The following is an 18,942-nucleotide window of genomic DNA, read 5'->3' as shown; positions in this document are numbered from 1 at the left end:
CAGCATCTCACCCGGTTCCCCCGGTTCGGGTAGGGAGGAGGCGAGGAGAAAGTAAGGAAAGTTTCCTGTTGCCCTTGACGGCAATAGGAAACAACCCTAACTTTCCCGCCACCCCCACCTCTTCTATGGGGTGTCATGTCCCCCACAATCGGAGATCCGAGATGCGAACGGACCCCAGGGCCACGGCCGCCGTGACCGGCACACCCCCACACCGCACGCCGCGCAGGCGCCGGAAGTCCCTGCTCCTGGCGGGAGTTGCCGCCACCACATCCCTCGCGGCGCTCGGCACCTGGAACGCCTCGGCCTCCCCCGAAAAGCCCGGACAGGAGTCGGCCGGTTCTTCCGGGATCCGGTCTCCACGGGCCCAGGCAGCGCAGTGGGAGGCCGATCCGGCGCGCGGTACCAAGGTGTTCGAGGGCGTGGAGACAAAGCCCGGCGAGATCAGCGTCGTCGACGATCCGGCGGGCCGTCACGGCAGGACGTACAAGCTCCACACCTCGGGCGAGAAGACCGACCCGGACGAACGCGTACGCGTCGAGACGCGTGGTCACCGCACACCGGACGGCGAACGGCTGCGCTTCCAGGAAGGCGACACCGTCCATGTCGGCTGGCGGTCCCTGTGGGACCCGCTGCCCACGGCCGGGAAGAACTGGGTCGCGCTCTGGCAGCTCAAGGACTACGGCAGCGGCGCCGCGACCCCACCGCTGTCCCTGCGGGCCCGGGGCAACGGCACCGTCGACCTCGAATACAGCGACCCGGACCTGAAGACCACCGAGCTGTGGAACACCGGCCTGAAGACCGGCCACTGGTACGACTTCGTCGTCGGCCTCACCATCTCCTCCGACCCGGACAAGGGCAAGGTCGAGTTCTGGGTCAACGGAGAGAAGCAGCAGCTCAAGGGCGCCAACTCGTTCAAGGGCGCGACCCTGCGCGCGGACTGGGTGACCGACAAGTGGGGCGTCTACCGCTCCGACGGTGTCAAGGGCCCCGCCACCGCGTACCTCAACAGCGCGAAGGTCGGCGGCAGTTACGACGACGTGGCGCCCTGAGCCACCGCACCGGATCGCATCCACCCGTACACCCCGCCCGTTCCCGACGCGTCCCAGCGGCCCGGTACGAACCCACATCTCCTGCCGGCGGCACACTCCCCACGCCCCCAGAGAAGCCCTCAAGAAGAACCCCACTGAGAAGAACCCCCACCGAGAAGACCCCCCACCGAGAAGACCCCCCACCGAGACAGGAGGCACCCCCATGCCGCGCTCCTCTCCCTCGCACGCTTTAACGCGCCGGCGTCTGCCCTGGGTCGTCCTCGCGGGCGCGCTCGCGGCGGCCCTGCTCCTGGTGCTCCAGCCGTACTTCACCGCCAGCGCGGGTGAGGGCGGCGGGGCGCGCGGACAGGCGGCCACCCCGGCCGCGCCCGCCGGGTCAGCCGTCGCGCGCAACGGCAAGCTCAAGGTCTGCGACGAACGGCTGTGCAACGAGGACGGGAAGGCCGTCCAGCTCCGGGGCATGAGCACACACGGAACGCAGTGGTACGCGCAGTGCGTGACCGACGGCTCCCTCGACGCGCTCGCACAGGACTGGGGCGCCGATGTGCTGCGGGTGTCCACCTATGTGCAGGAGGACGGCTACGAGACCGACCCGGAGAAGTTCACGAAACTCGCGCAGCGCATCGTGGACCAGGCCATCGAGCGCGGGATGTACGCCGTCATCGACTGGCACCAGCTCACCCCTGGCGACCCCAACGCCAACACGGAGCTGGCCAAGAAGTTCTTCACCGACATGGCGAAGAAGTACGCGGACCAGCCGAACGTCTTCTACGAGATCGCCAACGAACCCAACGGCGTCGAGTGGGCCGACATCAAGTCGTACGCGGAGGAGGTCATTCCCGTCATCCGGCGGCACGACCCCGACGGTGTCGCCCTCGTCGGCACCCGTGCCTGGTCCTCCTTCGGCGTCTCGGACGGCGCCGATGAGCGAGAGGTCGTCGAGAACCCCGTCGACGCCGGGAACATCATGTACACCTTCCACTTCTACGCCGCCTCGCACGGCGACGAGTACCTGCGGACGCTGTCCCGCGCGGCCGACGAACTGCCGGTATTCGTGACCGAGTTCGGTACCCAGAACTCGGCGGGCGAGGGAGCGAACGACTTCGCGATGTCGCAGAAGTACCTGGACCTGATGAAGGAGAAGAACATCTCCTGGACCAACTGGAACTACTCCGACGACGACCGCTCGGGCGCCGTCTTCAAGACGGGCACGTGCGACGGCGACGAGTGGACAGGGGCCGGCGTACTGAAGGAAGCCGGCGTCTGGATCCGCGAGCGCGTCAGGGGCTGACCGCTTGCGGCAGACCGTGCGGAACGGCGCCACTCGGGCACCGTTCCGCACGGCCCGGCTGCCACGGACACATTCACTGATCCCTCAGCCGCCAGCCGTCAGTGGCAAGTGGCCAGTTGTTAGCCGTCACGGGCGGGGCAGGGCCCCGCCGCCGGCCGTCAGTCCGCGTAGAGCTGAGAGCGCGGCACGATCTCCTGCTGCTGGTTCGGGCTCGACCACAGGAGCTTCATATGGGCCTCGCCGCCCTGCTCCCTGTGCTCGACCTTGATGTCGTACTTCTGGCCGCCCTTGAGCCGTATCCCGCCCTTGTCGACACGCGGGTCGTGCGGCACTCCGGAGTCGATGACGAGCTTCCCGTCGATCCACACCTTCGCCGTGTCGTCCGAGACGGTGGTGAAGGTGTACGTGTCCGAGTAGCGCGGCTGGAGGGAGCCCGTCCAGCGGGTGCTGAAGTGGTCGGCGCCTATGGAGCGCGCGGGAGAGCCGTCGAACCGCCAGGAGTTGTTGACCGCCGGATCCGTGCGGGTGACCTTGGGCTCTCCCTCGAAGGAGTCGTTGTCCCAGATCTGCGCCGTGAGGCCCTGGCCGCTGCCGCGCTTGCCCGTAGCGGACTTGACCGCCAGTTCGATGACCGTCGCGGTGTCGTTGACGGGGCCGCCGGACGGCGTGATGTCGAAGCCGTCACCTGACTTCTTCACGGTCACCTTCTGGTCGCTGCCCAGCACCCGTGCCCCGGTGATTTCGAACGGTGTCCTGGACTTCAGATGCAGCGGCGCACCGTCCTTGGGCCACCGCGTCACGGCGGCGTGCAGCTTCTTGGAGCCTTCGCGGGAGACCTCGCCCCACTCGGGGTCCTCGACCAGGCCGCTGTACCCGGCGCCGTAGACCGTCCTGCTCTGGTGGTGAGCGCGCAGCCAGTCACCCATGGCGCGCAGCCGTGTGACCGACTCCTGGGGGACACGGCCCTTGCTGTCAGGGCCGACGTTGAGCAAGTAGTTGCCACCTTTGCTCGCGGTGGCCAGGAGATTGCGCGTCAGCTCGGCGGCGGGCTTCCAGTCGTGGTCGTAACGCGCGTACCCCCAGTGCCCGTTGAGGGTCATGCAGCTCTCCCATGGCTGCCCGTCCACGGGGGCCTCGGGGATCTCCTGCTCCGGCGTGCCGAAGTCGCCGTCGGTGACGCGCCGCTTGCCCACCCTGTTGTTCACCAGGAGGCCCGGCTTGAGGCCCTTGACGTACGTCTCCAGCTCGGCGCCGTCCTTGGGGGACCAGCGGTTGACCGGGTTGTCGGCGTCCCATTCGCCGTCGAACCACAGCATGGCCGGGTCGTAGTTGTCGACCAGTTCCTTGAGCTGCGCGTACATGCGCTTCTTGTACTTCGGGAAGGTGGCGGGATCGGAGAAGTCCGGGTCGTGCCAGTCCCAGATCGAGTAGTAGAAGCCGAGCTTGATGCCCGCCTTGTCGGCCTCCTTCTTCAGCTCACGCATGATGTCGCGCCGCTTGTCGAAGGAGGAGTGGTCGCGCAGGTTCCACTTGTTGACCTTGGTGGGCCACATCGCGTAGCCGTCATGGTGCTTGGAGGTGATGACGATGTACCGCTGTCCCGCGTCCTTCGCGGCCTTGACCACGGCCTTCGCGTCGAAGTCCGCCGGGTTGAAGCCGGCGGCCTGCTTCTCGTACGCGTCCTTGGGAACGTCGCACTCGCGCATGATCCACTCGGCGTCACGGCAGACGGTGCCGTCCGGTCTCGTGTACTCGCCCTCCAGGTTGGAGTAGGCGCCGAAGTGGATGAACATCCCGAACCGGTCCTGCCGCCACCATTTTGTCCGGTCCGAGGTGAAGGCGTCATCCACGGCGTAGTTGGTCCCCGGGCCCCCGCCGGCCCGCTCGGCCACCTTGGCGCGGTCAGCGTTCCCGGCGTTCCCGGCGTTTCCGTCTCCGGTGCTCCCGGTGCTCCCGGTGCTCCCGGTGCTCCCGGCGTTCAGGGCTTCGCTCGCGTCCCCCGCGCGGGGCGCGGCGGGCTCGGCTGCTCCGGAGACCGAGGGCAAGGTGGCGGCCAGCATTCCGGCTCCCAGTAGAACGCCCAGCGTACGGGCGCGATTTCGTGCCGCACGGTGCATTGCGAACTCCTTTGTCGAATCTGTTCGGGCTTCGGCTTCGGGTTAGGGCTTCGGGTGAGGTGCGGTTGCGAGTGCATATGGGGGAGAGCGCGCCAATGTGCGGCCGGTCACGCGGGGAGCCCCCAGGGCGCCGCTTCTCCTGTCGGGGGAACATCGCGCGGGGCGACATCGGGCCTCTTCCCGTGCGCGACCACGAGCGCTGAGGCGCCGCGCTGCAGGTCGACGGCGATCCGCCCGTGCCCGCGCTCGCGTCGGGGCAGCGGACGTCCGCGCTCGTCCAGCACCTCGACGGAGCCCGGGATGCCGTGGTCGAGCACCAGGGGAGCGCCCGCCTCGCTGTGCACCCTGACCCAGCGCGTACGGCCGCCCGCGCGGTCCGCGTCGACCAGGAACCCGCCCTGCGCGCGCAGCGAGGCCACAGAGGCGTCAGGCCAGCGCTCGGAGACCGAAGGGAAGACCCGCACCACCCCGTCATGGCTCTGCACAGCCATGTCGAGCATCGACTGCGCCCCGGCCAGCGGGCTCTCCAGCGCGAGGTTCTTCCCCTCCCGGTACATCGTGTTGACCGTCATGCGGCAGTCGTCGACCGCGTTGAGGTCGGTGAAGAACGTCAGGAGATCGAGGGCCCGTTCGGGCTCGGCCATGGCCGAGTACATCGAGGAGCCCACGGCGAAGCTGTAGCCGTGCCAGCGCTCGCGCATGCTCACCCAGTGCGCCATGCTGCGCCGCATCACCTCACGGTCGCCCGCGCGCTCCCAGCTCGCCTCGCGCAGCGGATGCAGCCACAGCAGATGCGAGTGGTGCCGGTGCGAGCCGGCCAGCGGTACGGCAGCGCCGATTATGACGCCCTGCTCGGGATCGCGTGCGTACGGCGTCAGACGCCGGTGGATGTCACGCCACCGCTTCTCCCTCGGGTCAGGGGACCTCAGCAGCCTGGTGGACCCCAGGAGCGTGGCCACGGCCCACCGGATGAGCGACAGGTCGTAGGTGCAGTCCTCCGCGTCCGCGTACTCGGGCGAGCGGGTCTTCGGCAGGTGCAGCTTCCCGTCCCTCCCCTCGTGCAGGAAGAGCGAGTAGAAGTGCACGGCCTTGGCCAGAACGGGCACGAGCACGTCCCGCAGTACCCGCCGGTCGAGGGAGTGCCGGTAGCCGAGCCAGACGTGGTGCAGGCCCCAGATGAGATTGCCGAAGTTGTCGGTGATGCGGTCACTTCCCGGCACACCGACGTCGTGCGCACCCGGGCGCAGCTGCCAGTCGGAGGGATGGCCGAGCGCGTAGCCGTGCCCGTCCCTGTACTCCTCGGGGACCGACAGCGGCAAGTTGTCCTCGAAGCGGCGGAAAGCCCCCGTCACGGAGTCGAGTTCGGGATGGTTGGACCCGTGCACCGGTGCCATGCCGATCTGCACGTTCAGGTTCCACCACAGCGCCGGCCAGTTGTTGCCCACTTCCGGGAACCACGCGCCCCACTCGGAGATCGCGGGCCCGTCGGCGCGGGTGGCGCAGGCGAGCTTGTAGAGCTGGATCACGTAGAAGCGCTGCACCCTCTTGTCGGGCACCGACAGAAAGCTGCGCCTGTAGTACGCGTGCCACCACTCCCGGTGCCGCGACACCGGTTCCTCGGGAGGCCGGGCCAGCGTGCGCCGTACGGCGCCGACCGCCGCACGCGTCGCGTCGGCCACCTTGCCGGGGAAGCGGTAGACCAGATGCGCGGCCAGCAGCCGCCCTGTGCCCGCCCTCTGCTCCGCCCACGCCGTCGTCCAGCCGCCGCCCGCGAGCAGCGGCTGCTCGCAGAACTCGACGCCGCCCGAAGAGGCCGTGCGCGGCGGGTCGTTGGGCCTGTAGTCCGCCGGTTTGCCGCTCGTGCGCGTGGTGCCGGCCTCCAGCCAGGTGAACGACCAGGCGGCTCCCTCCTCACCGCCGCTCGGGGACGTGGACACCAGTAGCGTGTCGATGTCGGTACGCACGAGCGCCCGGAGGGCGACGCTGCCCCGTGTGGTGGTGACCGTGCCGCGCAATTCCGCTTGCCACAGGTCGAGCGTCCAGTCCACCCCGCTGACCTCGCCCTCCAGGGTGAGCGTGAGGTACCCGACGGGGAGCCGCGAATAGCCGGTCCCGGCCCGCCACTGGCCGCGCTGGTCCTGGACCCGGGTGTGGCTGAGCATCACCTTGAGCGTGCGGGCGCTCTCACCCGCGTACACCTGGCACCCCAGCCCCCCGTTCCCCAGGAACGGCGCCTCCTGCCAGCCGCGCGGCAGACGGTGCCACCGCATCGCCGCGTCCCGCACGTACGCGCGGCACACGTCCCCGGCGTTCCCGGCGCCGTCCGTGCCGTCCGTGCCGTCGGGTGAAGCCCCTGGGGCGGAGGCCCAGGCCGTACGCGACGCCGCCGTCCAGGCACCACCTGTGCCCAGCGCGACGGTCGCACCGGCGGCCGAGCCCAGTACGCGCCGTCGCGTCACCTGGCCGCTCACCGCGCCAGTACCTTCCTGTAGCGGTCGACGGACGGACCGATGCCGTGGTCGGGATCGGCCTCGTAGACGCCGTCGGCGTCCTTCTTGCCGAAGCTGTACGGCTGGTACAGCGACGCACACGCCTCGTGCCGCTCGGCCAGGCGCCGCCACTCCCGCCACGTCCGGTCGTAGGCCCCTATGTGCCGCGCCATCGTGTCCCGTTCATACGTCCCCGAACGGTCGCCCATGAAGCCGCGCAGCATCACCTGCCATCCATGGTCGATGACGGAGTACAGGCACTGCCCGTAGCGTGCCGAGACGCGCAGATACTCACGGTCCTCCCGGTCGCGCAGCGGAATCCGGTCGGCCAGCCGTGTGACGCGCCGCCAGATGTCCGCGGCGCGTGCCTTCTCGGCGAGCGCGCCGTCGACGAGCCCGTCGTCCACGAACCTGCCGAAGTCGCCCGTGAGGTCCTTGTCCGAGCCGCCGAGGAACTGATCCCGTGTCCAGGTCAGGGCACGTACACGGAAGCGCGCGCCGTAGTGGCCCCGTAGCGTTCCCGCCGCGGACAGCAGGGCCAGTTCGCGGAAGCGGCCCGCGTCCTCGCCACGCAGCCCCGCACGCCGCGCGTACTCCGCGAAGGCGCCCTCCTCGCCGCGCCCCGTTCCCCGGGTCCAGCGGGCCATGACCCACATGTTCAGGTCGCACCACAGCTCGTTGGTCAGGTACGGGCCGCGCCAGCCGCCGCCGCGCGACCACGTCCACACCCCGGCGAGCTGGGAGGAACCGACCAGATCGGCGAGGCCGCGGGGGCTTCCGTCGTGCGGGTACTCCTCGAAGCCGTTGACGACGCCGTCGGCTATGTAGTCGGGGCACGCGCCCTTGGCCTCGTACTCGCGCTGGCACTGCACCTCGACGATCTGCCGGTGGCGGCCGATGCCGAGCGTCGGATTGAACGGGACGGTGCGCCAGAAGTCCGAGGCGGTGTGCTTGATGGCGAACAGCAGCTTCTCGTGCGGCTCTATGCGATCCGTTACGTCCCTGTAGTACGCCGGATTGTCGCGCAGGCCGCCGTCCGAACCGGTGTTCCAGGTGCGGTAGAAGAGCCGCTTGTCCGCGCGGACGCACACTTCTTCCCGCAGCAGGTCCAGGAGCACACCGTGACTGGACCTTCCCTCGGTGACCGGGTTGTTGCCCGTGTGGAACGGAACGTTCTGCAAATAGGTCTCACCGGTGCGGATGACCAGTCCGTCGATGCCGGGGAAGCGCCTGAACAACTCGCGCAGCATCAGCCGGTGGATCTCCACGGTGCGCGGCCTGTGCAGGCTGATCCGGCCCTCGGTGTCCAGGATCTCCTCGCCGTACAGCTCCACCAGGCGCTTGGGCAGCACGATGATGTCGGTGAAGAAGTAGCAGGCGATCCCTGCGGCGTGCGCCCGCCTGATGTGCGCCTCCACACGCAGCGCGTTGTCCTCCACCCACGCGCGGCCCTCCGAACCCGCCGGGAAGATCCGCTCGTCGACGGACTCGAACGTCAGCGCCGTGTGCGGGGGCCTGAACTCGTTGATGACCTGCCCGTCGTAGTCGTAGGAGGCCAGCACACGCGGGTCGTTGTAGCGGCTCTCGGTCATGGGCTCGCCCGGATTCGCGTGCACCATGTCCAGCAGGAACGGCAGCCTGCGCCCCTCACCGGAGCCGCCGCGACCACCAGGGCCGCCGCTACCACCATGGCCGCCGGGATCGCCTGCGCCGTCCGCGAGCGCGGGCCGCGCACCCAGCGCGAGGAGGGCCCCGGCACCCGCCGCGGCCCCGAGTACGGTCCGCCTGTCCGTGTGAGGCCCACTCATGACGTCCGCGCGGTTTCCGCTCATGACGGCAACCCCCACTTCGGCGCCTCGGCGTTCGGCCGGACGGGACCGACCCGCATGTCCGGCCGCTCACCCCTGACCGTGAGCACCGCCTCCTGGCCCGCGCGCAGCGCGATCCGGACGGTTCCCTCGCCCTCCTGCCCGTACGGCAGCGGGCGGCCCCGCGTGTCCCGTACCTCGACGGCGCCGGGCAGCGAGTGGCGCACGACGCAGGGTGCTCCCGCCTCGCTGCGCAGCCGCACCCAGCGTGTGCGCCCGCCCTTCCGTACGGCGCTCAGCAGGAACGCGCCCTGCGTACGGAAGTCGTGCAGTGTCACATCCCGCCACTTCTCCGGAACCGCGGGGAAGACCCGCACGGTGCCGCCCCAGCTCTGGCAGAGCATGTCGTGCAGCGACTGCGCCGCCGACAGCGGCGTCTCGATGACCGGGCCCGACTCCTTGTACATGGTGTTGGGCCGGATGAACCGCTCCATCAGCTCGCCCAGATACGCGAGCGCCTTGTCACCCCGCCCCATCTGCGCCGACATGGAGGCGGCCCCGGTGAACGTGTAGCCCTGGAGTGCGCCCTCGAAGCCGACCCAGTGCTCCAGCGACGTCTCGATGACCTCCCGGTGTTCCGGCTGCTCCCAGGTGACCTCGTGGAGCGGATAGACCGCGAGCAGGTGCGAGTAGTGCCGGTGCGACTGTGCGAAGGGCACACCCGCCGCGATCATGTACCCGTTCTCGTCGCGCGGATACGGCGTCAGCCGCCTCAGCACCTCGCGCCAGCGCGGAGCCAGTGCGTCGTCCACATCGAGGACCTGCGCCGAGTCCAGCAGTGTGCGGCAGCCCCAGCGCAGCAGCATCAGGTCGTAGTTGCAGTCGGGGCCCGACTCCGGGTACTCGGGCGAGTACGTCAGCGGCAGATGGAGGCGGCCGTCGGAACCTGGCTCCAGGAAGTGCAGGTAGTAGCTGACCGCCCGGCGCAGCAACGGGAAGAGGGTCTCACGCAGGATGCTCTCGTCCATCGTGTGCCGGTAGCTGAGCCACACGTTGTGCAGCGCCCAGGTGAGGTTGCCAACCTCGGGAGTGGGCTGCGCCTGGCCCGGGATGCCCACGCCGTATCCGCCGTTGACCGCGTCGGCGCCGCCCCGCAGCCGTGCGTCCGTGGTGCGCGGGACGCCGGCCGAGTCCTTGCGGTACGGCGGGGCGAGCGCGGCGGAGAGCTGGTCGCGGTGCTCGCCCAACGCGCGGGTGACGGCGTCCAGTTCGAGGTGGTTGGAGCCGTGGACGAGCCAGTACTCCAGTTGCACGTTGAGGTTCCACCACGTCGCCGGCCATGGCGTGGGCTCCAGCCATGGGCCGCAGGTGGCCATCACAGGCGCGTCGGCACGCGCGGCAGAGGCCGCCTTGTAGAGCTGGATCCAGTAGAAGCGCTGAAGCCGGGCGTCCGGTACCGACAGAAAACTCTTGCGGTAGTAGGCATGCCACCAGTCCCGGTGCGTGGCCGCGAGCGCGTCGTAGGAGCGCGCCGAGGCCGACCGCAGCGCCTTCAGGGCTGCCTCACGTGCCCCGTCGGAGGGGTGCGAGTGCGCGACGGTGACGTACAGGGTGCGTGTCTCCGCACGCCCCCTGGCCTCGCGCCACGCCGTTGTGTGCTGCCCACCGGCGTGCAGGGGCTGCACGGCGGCCTTGGCCCCGCTGTGCTCCTCGGTGCGCGCGGGCGGGTTGGCGGTGTAGCCCTGGGGCGGTTCCTTGAACTCCGCGCGGGGACTGACCGCTTCGGCCGGATGGAACGTCCAGGTGAAGTCCCGCTCACCCGTGCTGGGGCTGATCTCGACAGCGAGCACGGAACGGGAGTTGTGCACGAGCGCCCGCAGAGTGAGCCGACCGACCGTGGTGGTGACGGTGCCGGTCAGCTCAGCGCCGTGGAGATCGAGGCGCCAGTCGATCCCGGTGATCTTCCCGGCGGGCTCCAGCGTGAAATGGCCGATCGGCAGCCGGGCGAGGCCGAAGAGGGAACCGAACTCCGGTCGGTGGTCCTGCACTTCGCTGTGCTGCACGGTGACGCGCACGGCCCGGTCCCCGGAGCCTGGCTCGGCGTAGAACGTGTTGCCCAGCCGGGCGTTGCCCAGGAACGGGCCCTCGTACCAGGCGCTCGGCATCCGCCGCCACACCAGGTCGGCGTCCCGCAGGACGCTCCGCCAGATCCCGGGGTCCGGTTTCCCCGGGTGCGCGGCGGCGCCGGGGGTGTCAGCGTGGGCGGGCGAGGGGAGCAGGCCCGCCGTGCCCGCGGCTCCGGCCGCTGTGGCGGTCGCGGCGGCTGCCGTGCCGAGTACGGCTCTTCGTGACGGCGGGGAGAGGGGATGGCTCGGCATGTGGCCTCCAGTCACGTATGCGCCGGTGGTTCGTGTCCGTGAATCCACCACGCATAGTGCAGCCGCCTCAGCCGGAGCGGAAGCCCTCTCGCACCACAAACATCGGACGTCAATGCAGAGCAGACCCCCGGAAGTTGGACCTCCGGGGGCTGAACTGCAGGATTCCTCGGACCTAAGCGGATGGGTGCAAGGAAGGCACCCATCCTCATCCCGAGGAGCGGGCCGCCTGCGGGAACTGCGTGGTGAACGCCTCCGTCGCATCCTGAAGGCCCCGCGCGAACGGCGCGTCGAAGTGCCACACCAAGAACAGCAGGAACGCGATCAGCGCGCTGAACAGCCCCGCCAGCACCAGTTCTCTGCCCGAGCGCTGGATCTGGAGCGCGAAGAGCATCCCCACCGAAACCGCGGCCCCGGCGAGCAGCCCGAACCACACCACGCCCGGCATCGTCGGCTCGGCGCTCGAACCCCGCTCGGTACGCGCCGCGTCTGCCTCGGCGACCTGGTCGACCACCGCCTGGTGGGACTGCGCCTGCAGCGATGTGGACGGCTCATAGGCCATCACGTCGGCACGCAGCTTCCCCAGCAGCCGCGCATGGTCGGACAGTGCGCCCTGTTCGACCATGCGCGGCCACTCCTTGGTCACCGTGTAGCGCACGTACGCGTTCACGTCGTCGCGTACCCGCTCGCGCTCCTCGGCGGGATAGGCGCGGACACGCTCACTCACCTCGTGCAGCGCCTGCGCCTCCTGCGTGACGGCGGCATCGGCGGCGTTCCGCGCCTCCCACACCCCCGCGATGGCGAGACCGAGCACGATCGCGTAGACCACCCCGATCATCATCGTCATGTACTCGATCACGTCCGGAGTTTCGGACGGATCATCCTGGTCTCCCACCCGCCGCTGTCTGAGGAGAACGACCCCCAGGACCACACCGCAGGTCAGAACCGTAAGAACAGCGAGAATCAACCACTCCGGCACGTGCCCCTCCAGACCGCTCCCGCACCCACGACGGCCTGGGAGGCCCGCTGGGGGAGATATGGGGACCCGCAGGAGTCACACCCGGGTCGTCTTCGCTTCTCCCACCGTCGGACGCGGTCTCGCCGTGCCGTCCTCGCCCAGCAACTGTTTCCGACCGGGCCGCAGTTGGGAGAACCTTTCCCCTGTTCATCGCCGGAACGGGTGGATTCCGGGCTCTGGCAGTGTCCTGACGCGCGACACGTGGAAGAGGCGCGGTCCCGGAGGGGGACCGGCCGGAGAGACCCTGTTCCGCGGAGGCCCGCACGACGACGCCAACGGCTTCCCCATGGACGGCAACGGCTCCCCCGCAAGCGCCGCGCGGACCGGGGGGAAGCCGGGACGTGCGACGGATGAACGGCGGGGCGCGCAGGGCTCCGGCCTGGTCAGCCGCCCGTGCCCCCGGCCGAACCGGCCCCCGAGGGATCGGCGGAAGCGCCGGCCCGCGCCTGCCCGGAGGCACTGCTACGGGGTCGCAGGGCGGCGGCTGCGAGTACGGCGGGGGCGATGACCAGCAGCGTGCGGGTCACCATCGACAGGTCACCGTCCGGCTGTTGCCGCTCCGGTGCCGCGTGTGCGGGGACGGCGATGTCGCTGCGCGGAGGCGCTGGCGAGGGTGACGGCCGCTCCCGCTCGGGCGCGAGCGAAGGCCGCTCGCTCGGCCCGGGAGCCGGGTGCCGTACGGGCACCACGGGAGCGGGCACGGGGGAAGCCGGTGCACCGGACGGAGGGCGGGGCCGGGGCTTCGGTACCGACGGGGGTTCAGGGGTGGGGGGCGCCGGCGTCGGCCTCGGCGCGGGCGCCGCGGTGGGCGTGGGTGTGGGCGACGGATGCGGCGGGGGAGGGCTGAATGTCGGGTCTGGAGGGGGCTGCGGCGGCGGAGAGCACCGCCCCTGACCCGCCGTCAGCTCGATCCGGCCACCCTGGCCCGTCTGGACCGTGAGGGACGCTCCCCGGCAGTCCTCGTGCCGACCGGAGACCATCTCGACGTTTGTGCCGTCCTTATGGACGGCCATGCCCGCGCCGCCATGGGGGCCTACCGCGCTGCTGCCCGGCATCCCCGCGCCGACCGTGCCGGGGCCCTGTGCCCCCGCTGCGGCCGGGAGTTCGCCGCCCGCAGGCTGCCCGGAGCCCCGGCCCGGCCGCTGCCCGCCGGCCGGTCCGCCTTCTGCTGTCGCGTTCGCCGGTTCGCCTTCTGCTGTCCGCCCCGCAGGTCCCACACGTCCGCCCTGCGGGGTTGCCTCCGCCGGTCTGCGGGCGGGGGCCGCCGCCGTAACCCCCGTCGACGTACCCGGCGTGGCGGCTGCCAGCGCGATCCGGGCGCGCTGAGGCGCCGTCCGGGAGGAGCCGGCGGGCTCCGACGACGTGGAGACCATGGAGCATGCGAATCCCAGCGAGGCGCAGGCCACGGCCGCCGCCGTTGGCCGCTGCCATCGATACCGTCCCGTCACACGCCGAGCATGGGGCCGCCCGGGGGACAGGAAGAAGGCTTCTGGCCGGTAGTCACACGATGGGCTGAAGTGGCGCTCCACGCCCGGCGGTTCGCGGCATGACAGCGCATGTGAGCCACCGCCGCCCACACGGGCGGGCGGTGGCTGCCGCTGTACTGCATGCGTCCGTTGCACCAAGCGTCACTACATGTGTCGCGTTGTCGCGTGCGTCGCGCTATTGGCCGTTGACCAGCTTGAGGTAGCGGGCCCAGTCCCAGTGAGGCCCGGGGTCCGTGTGGTCGGCGCCCGGGACCTCGTTGTGGCCGATGATGTGAGCCCGGTCCTTGGGGATGCCGTGGCGGTCGCAGACATTGGCGGTGAGCGCTGCGGAAGCCTCGTACATCGCGTCCGTGAACCACTTGCCGGGCTCGTCGATCCAGCCCTCGTGCTCGATGCCGACGCTACGGGTGTTGTAGTCCCAGTTGCCCGCGTGCCAGGCGACGTCCTTCTCGCGCACCATCTGCGCCGCGTGGCCGTCGGCCGAGCGCAGCACGTAGTGGGCGGAGACCTTTTTGGCGGGGTTCTGGAAGATGGCGAGCGCGTCGGCGTACGTCGTCTGTGTGACGTGGATGACCACGTACTCGACGGGGTACTGCGAAGGCCGGTTGGCCACCGTGTAGTTGGAGCCGGCGGCGGGGACCCACTCGGCCTGCGGATAGTCCACGTCTCTGGACCGGGCGGCCGACCGGGTGCTCGCTGCGGCGGAGCCCGCGGTGAACAGCGAGGCACCCGCGAAGCCCGCCGCGAGGGCGAGGCCGCCGGCGCCGCGCAGCAGCGCACGGCGCGAGGGTGCGTGGGGGTTGCGCTGTGTCCGTGCGAGGCGCTCTCGTGCTGGATCCATCGTGTCTCCCGGTGGGGGGAAGGGAAGAACGGAATGGCAATGGGGGCACGTGCATGCCAAGTTGACGCGCGTTGATGGTCGCATTCCCACAAGGGGCTGCCAAGGTCCGCAGTGCGGTGCCATTGGGCAGACCACTGAGCGTGTGACCGGCGCGGGGGCGCCGCAGGCCCGTTCAGGCGCGCGGCTGTGCGTGGGCCAGCGGGTCGTCGAGAACCGCCCGTACGGCGCAGTGCGCGGCGCCCATCAGGGGGCCCTCGGCCCCCAGCTCCGAGACGAGCAGCTTGGGCAGTGTCCCCGGTGCGGCGACCCTGCTGCGCAGTTCGTTCTCAAGGGTGGGCAGCAGCCAGCGTGCGAACCGGGCCAGTACGCCGCCGAGCACCACGGCGCCGGGGTCGAGCAGGTTGACGGCGCCTGCCAGCGCGACACCGAGCGCTTCCCCGGCGCCGTCCAGCGCGCGCAGCGCGCCCCGGTCTCCGGCCTCGGCGCGGGCCGCGAGCAGGGTGAGCGCACCTTCCCTGGGCCCTTCGGTGCCGATGCCCGCGGCCCGCAGGACCGCCTTCTCACCCGCGTACTGCTCCAGGCATCCGCGCCCGCCGCAGGCGCACACGGGTCCCTCAGGGCGCACGGGCACATGGCCCAGTTCCCCCGCGAACCCCCTTGTGCCGCGCAGCGGTTCACCGTCGAACACGACGGCGCCGCCGATCCCCACCTCGGCCGAGACGTGCACGAAGTCCCCGGGCATCCGGCCCCCGTCCAGCCACACTTCGGCGAGCGCCGCCAGGTTGGCCTCGTTGTCGACGGTGACGGCGAAGGGGGACGCCGCCGTGCCGGAGGCGGGCTGTGGGGGAGCGGCGTGCCGGGCGAGCGGGGTCGCGATGTCCGTGTCGTGCCAGCCCAGGTTGGGCGCCCGTACGACCCGCGACGTCCCGCGCGAGACCAGCCCCGGCACGGCGACCGTCAGACCGGCGGGGCGCAGCCCCGCGCCACGTACCTCGTCGGCCACCGTGTCCACGAGTGCGCCCAGCCGGTCGAGCACCACGGCGGGTTCGCTGCCGCGGCCCTCGTACTCGACGCGGGTACGGGCACGGACCCGCCCGCCCAGATCGACCGCACACACGGCGAGATGGTCCACCCCGATCTCGGCCCCCAGCCCGCACGGCCCCCTGTCGGACGGTTCGAGCACCGTGCCCGGGCGACCCGGTCCGCCGCCGGGGAGCGCGGGTCCACGCTCGGTCAGCAGACCGGCGCGCAGCAGCTCGTCAACGAGCGTGGAGACGGCGGCCCGGGTGAGCCCCAAGGACGCCGCGACGGACGCCCGCGAGGAGGACGAGTCCCGCTCGGCGACCGCGTACAGCACACGCGAGAGATTGCGCGTGCGTATCTCCCGTTGGGAACCGGGAGCGGGGGCAGCCATGGTGCGCGGCTCCTTCTGGGGGAACGGGCCTGTAGGGAACGGTCTCCAACGGTGGCCGGGGGAGCTGTGGTCAGCGGGTCCGGCGGTTGTCGGAGCCTGCGGTCAGGGATGGTGCAGGGGCAATCGGACGCTTTCAGGGGCCAAGGGGCCAAGGGGCCAAGGGGCCAAGGGGCCAAGGGGCCAAGGGGCCGCGAGAGGCCGTCAGAGGCGTTCCGGGCTGCGGTTCAGCAGCGTGTCCGCGTCGCCGAGCACCTCCGAGAGACGGGTCAGCGCCGCGTCGTCCCGTTCCACGGGCGCGTAGGAGTCACCGGCCGCCGTGTTCCAGCGCCGCGCGACCGCCGCGGGGTCCTCACCCAGGAGCAGTCCCGCCGCCTGGGCCGCGGCGCCCAGCGCCACCAACTCCTCGGCGCGCGGCACATGGACGGCCCGCCCCGACAGCCGCCGTACGGTCTCACGCCAGGCCGTTCCCTTGGCGCCGCCCCCGATCAGGGTCAGCGGCGCCTCCGTTCCGCCTCCGGCCTGCGCACCTCCCGTCTGCGTACCTCCGGCTTCCGCGCCCTGGGGCTCCTCGCCCAGCACGCGGTCCAGCGCGCGCAGCAGCGCGAACACGGCGCCGTCGTAGGAGGCTTGCAGCACCTGGCCGCCGGTGGTGGAGTGCTGAAGGCCCGTCAGCAGGCCCCTCGCGTAGGGCAGGTTCGGGGTGCGCTCGCCGTCCAGGAAGGGCAGTGCTGTGACTCCGCCGTCCAGCTCGACGTCCTCCCGGTCGCGGGAGAGGAGCGCCGCCATCCGGTCGACCGCGAGTGTGCAGTTGAGCGTGCACGCCAGCGGCAGCCAGTCGGTGCGCGCGTCGGCGAAGCCGGAGACGGTACCCGTGGGGTCCTGCGGGCGGCGGGTCGAGACGGTGTAGACCGTTCCGGAGGTTCCGAGGCTGAGCACGGGCTGCCCGGGGCGCAGACCGAGCCCGAGAGCAGCCGCCATGTTGTCGCCCGTTCCGGTGGCGACGAGGGTACCGGGCGTCAGAAAGCCGTCGCTGGTCCCGCGTACCGTTCCCGCGGCCTCGCCGGGCTCCAGTACGTGCGGCAGCGTCTCGGAGCGCAGCCCTGCCAGGCCCAGGATCTCCTCGTCGTAGGTCTGCGTCGACGACGCCCACCAGCCGGTACCTGACGCATCGCCCCTGTCCGTGGTCGCGCGCCCCGTGAGCCTCTCCGTCAGGTAGTCGTGGGGCAGCCTGACGGCGGCCGTCGACTTCGCGGCATCCGGCTCGTTCTCGCACAGCCAGGCCCACTTGGTGACGGTGAAGGCGGGGGCCGGCACGCTGCCGACGCGCTCGGCCCACCTCCCGGGCCCGCCCAGCGCGGCCACCAGCCGGTCGCGCTGCGGCGCGGACCGTACGTCGTTCCACAGCAGCGCGGGGCGCACGGGGCGGCCGTCGCCGTCGAGCGTCACCAGTCCGTGCTGCTGGCCGGCGACGGAGACGGCAGCCGCCTCACCGGCAGCGCGCCCGCACCGTGCGACGGCCTCCTGGAGCGCCCGCCACCACTCCTCGGGGTCGGATTCGCGGCCGGTGCCGGTGGTCACCGTGTGCGGCGCCTGTCCACTGGCGACCACCTCGCCCGTCGAGGCGTCCACCACGAGTGCCTTGGTGGACTGGGTGGAGCTGTCGACCCCGATGACGAGAGGCCCTTCCGGTGCGCTCATGGGTGCGGTCCCTTCCCACGCTGCGGATGCTGCGCGCATACTAATTTGTCAACGGCCATGACGAATACCCTCGCGTCCGTCCGCACCCGTTGCGGCGCCGCGCGGGAGAGGAGCGGCACCATGAGCTATCAGCCGACGCCGGCGGACAGGTTCACCTTCGGACTGTGGACCGTCGGCTGGCAGGGGCGGGACCCGTTCGGCGACGCGACCCGCGCGGCGCTGGACCCTGTCGACTCCGTGCACCGGTTGTCCGAACTGGGCGCCTACGGTGTGACGTTCCACGACGACGACCTCATCCCCTCCGACGCGTCCGGAGCCGAACGCGAGGCGCGCGTCAAGCGGTTCCGGCACGCGCTGGACGCCACGGGGATGACCGTACCGATGGCCACGACCAATCTGTTCACGCATCCCGTCTTCAAGGACGGCGCCTTCACCGCGAACGACCGCGACGTACGCCGTTACGCCCTGCGCAAGACCATGCGCAACATCGACCTCGCCGCCGAACTGGGCGCGCGTATCTACGTCGCGTGGGGTGGCAGGGAGGGCGCCGAATCCGGTGCGGCCAAGGATGTACGGGCCGCGCTCGACCGGATGAAAGAGGCGTTCGACCTGCTGGGCGAGTATGTGACCGAGCAGGGCTACCCGATGCGTTTCGCGCTGGAGCCGAAGCCCAACGAGCCGCGCGGTGACATCTTCCTGCCCACCGTGGGGCATGCGCTGGCCTTCATCGAACGGCTGGAGCGCCCCGAGCTGTTCGGCGTCAACCCGGAGGTCGGGCACGAGCAGATGGCCGGCCTCAACTTCCCGCACGGCATCGCGCAGGCCCTGTGGTCGGGAAAGCTCTTCCACCTCGACCTCAACGGCCAGTCCGGCATCAAGTACGACCAGGACCTGCGCTTCGGCGCCGGCGACCTGCGTGCGGCCTTCTGGCTGGTCGACCTGCTGGAGAGCGCCGGATACGACGGGCCGCGGCACTTCGACTTCAAACCGCCGCGCACCGAGGACATGGACGGGGTCTGGGCATCAGCGGCCGGCTGCATGCGCAACTACCTGATCCTGCGCGAACGCGCAGCCGCCTTCCGCTCCGACCCGGCCGTCAGGGACGCGCTCCGCGCCTCCAGGCTGCACGAGCTGGCGCAGCCGACGCTCGGCCAGGACGAGACACCCTCGGTGCTGCTGGCGGATCGCGCGGCCTACGAGGACTTCGATGTCGAGGCGGCTGCAGCGCGCGGCATGGCCTTCGAACACCTCGACCAGCTCGCCATGGACCACCTGCTGGGTGTGTGAACCACCGGCCCTGAGCTGAACGGCGCCGCCCGGACGTGATGAACGGCGCTGGCTGAACAGAACGGCCG

Annotated in this window: 12 protein-coding genes; 3 read left to right on the top strand and 9 right to left on the bottom strand. The window is 70.9% G+C overall.

All coding sequences use genetic code 11. The annotated features are described in order from the left end of the window. The first annotated feature begins 161 nt into the window (after positions 1–161). Both NMN56_RS13495 and NMN56_RS13490 read left to right on the top strand, forming a co-directional pair. Positions 162–1,049 (top strand): heparin lyase I family protein, encoded by an 888-nt coding sequence (locus tag NMN56_RS13495; protein ID WP_274041166.1) that lies wholly within the window; start codon positions 162–164, stop codon positions 1,047–1,049. 202 nt (positions 1,050–1,251) lie between these two features. Then, on the top strand, positions 1,252–2,340 hold the full coding sequence (locus tag NMN56_RS13490; protein ID WP_274041165.1) for a glycoside hydrolase family 5 protein: 1,089 nt from the start codon (positions 1,252–1,254) through the stop codon (positions 2,338–2,340). A gap of 158 nt (positions 2,341–2,498) precedes the next feature. Here the strand turns inward: NMN56_RS13490 and NMN56_RS13485 are convergent, their stop codons facing one another. The 9 genes from NMN56_RS13485 to xylB form a co-directional block, all read right to left on the bottom strand. Then, the gene (locus NMN56_RS13485) at positions 2,499–4,457 is read right to left on the bottom strand and encodes an alpha-L-fucosidase (RefSeq protein WP_274041164.1); all 1,959 of its coding nucleotides are present in this window, start codon (positions 4,455–4,457) and stop codon (positions 2,499–2,501) included. A 107-nt stretch (positions 4,458–4,564) separates the two neighbouring features. After that, positions 4,565–6,928 (bottom strand): glycosyl hydrolase family 95 catalytic domain-containing protein, encoded by a 2,364-nt coding sequence (locus tag NMN56_RS13480; protein WP_347178591.1) that lies wholly within the window; start codon positions 6,926–6,928, stop codon positions 4,565–4,567. Then, positions 6,925–8,778 carry a hypothetical protein gene (locus NMN56_RS13475; protein ID WP_274041163.1) on the bottom strand — a complete coding sequence of 618 codons (1,854 nt, stop codon included), beginning with the start codon at positions 8,776–8,778 and terminating at the stop codon, positions 6,925–6,927. Before NMN56_RS13475 ends, NMN56_RS13480 begins: the two co-directional genes overlap by 4 nt. Then, a complete protein-coding gene (locus NMN56_RS13470) occupies positions 8,775–11,132 on the bottom strand; it encodes a glycosyl hydrolase family 95 catalytic domain-containing protein (protein ID WP_274041162.1) in 2,358 nt (785 codons plus the stop codon). Before NMN56_RS13470 ends, NMN56_RS13475 begins: the two co-directional genes overlap by 4 nt. Before the next feature lie 205 nt (positions 11,133–11,337). Next, positions 11,338–12,108, bottom strand: a complete 771-nt coding sequence (locus tag NMN56_RS13465; protein WP_274041161.1) for a bestrophin-like domain — start codon at positions 12,106–12,108, stop codon at positions 11,338–11,340. A gap of 422 nt (positions 12,109–12,530) precedes the next feature. After that, complete coding sequence (locus NMN56_RS13460) at positions 12,531–12,848, bottom strand: hypothetical protein (protein WP_274041160.1); 318 nt, start codon at positions 12,846–12,848, stop codon at positions 12,531–12,533. A 961-nt stretch (positions 12,849–13,809) separates the two neighbouring features. Next, positions 13,810–14,475, bottom strand: coding sequence for an N-acetylmuramoyl-L-alanine amidase (locus tag NMN56_RS13455; RefSeq protein WP_274041159.1), 666 nt, complete (start codon positions 14,473–14,475; stop codon positions 13,810–13,812). Between the two features lie 172 nt (positions 14,476–14,647). Further along, a complete protein-coding gene (locus NMN56_RS13450; RefSeq protein ID WP_274041158.1) occupies positions 14,648–15,889 on the bottom strand; it encodes an ROK family protein in 1,242 nt (413 codons plus the stop codon). 201 nt (positions 15,890–16,090) lie between these two features. Further along, complete coding sequence (xylB, locus tag NMN56_RS13445; protein WP_274041157.1) at positions 16,091–17,587, bottom strand: xylulokinase; 1,497 nt, start codon at positions 17,585–17,587, stop codon at positions 16,091–16,093. A 120-nt stretch (positions 17,588–17,707) separates the two neighbouring features. Between xylB and xylA the strand changes: the two genes are divergently transcribed. Then, a complete protein-coding gene (gene xylA, locus NMN56_RS13440) occupies positions 17,708–18,874 on the top strand; it encodes a xylose isomerase (RefSeq protein ID WP_274041156.1) in 1,167 nt (388 codons plus the stop codon). Positions 18,875–18,942 lie beyond the last annotated feature (68 nt).

Origin of the sequence: Streptomyces iconiensis, assembly GCF_028657195.3 — a bacterium.
GTDB lineage: Bacteria > Actinomycetota > Actinomycetes > Streptomycetales > Streptomycetaceae > Streptomyces > Streptomyces iconiensis.
This window is presented reverse-complemented; position numbering and strand designations above follow the sequence as displayed.

What these genes read in the sequence shown, in the direction of transcription:
- NMN56_RS13495 (WP_274041166.1), top strand. Translation starts at nt 162, where the DNA reads ATGCGAACGGACCCCAGGGCCACGGCCGCCGTGACCGGCACACCCCCA.
- NMN56_RS13490 (WP_274041165.1), top strand. Translation starts at nt 1,252, where the DNA reads ATGCCGCGCTCCTCTCCCTCGCACGCTTTAACGCGCCGGCGTCTGCCC.
- NMN56_RS13485 (WP_274041164.1), bottom strand. Translation starts at nt 4,457, where the DNA reads ATGCACCGTGCGGCACGAAATCGCGCCCGTACGCTGGGCGTTCTACTG.
- NMN56_RS13475 (WP_274041163.1), bottom strand. Translation starts at nt 8,778, where the DNA reads ATGAGCGGAAACCGCGCGGACGTCATGAGTGGGCCTCACACGGACAGG.
- NMN56_RS13470 (WP_274041162.1), bottom strand. Translation starts at nt 11,132, where the DNA reads ATGCCGAGCCATCCCCTCTCCCCGCCGTCACGAAGAGCCGTACTCGGC.
- NMN56_RS13455 (WP_274041159.1), bottom strand. Translation starts at nt 14,475, where the DNA reads ATGGATCCAGCACGAGAGCGCCTCGCACGGACACAGCGCAACCCCCAC.
- NMN56_RS13450 (WP_274041158.1), bottom strand. Translation starts at nt 15,889, where the DNA reads ATGGCTGCCCCCGCTCCCGGTTCCCAACGGGAGATACGCACGCGCAAT.
- xylB (WP_274041157.1), bottom strand. Translation starts at nt 17,587, where the DNA reads ATGAGCGCACCGGAAGGGCCTCTCGTCATCGGGGTCGACAGCTCCACC.
- xylA (WP_274041156.1), top strand. Translation starts at nt 17,708, where the DNA reads ATGAGCTATCAGCCGACGCCGGCGGACAGGTTCACCTTCGGACTGTGG.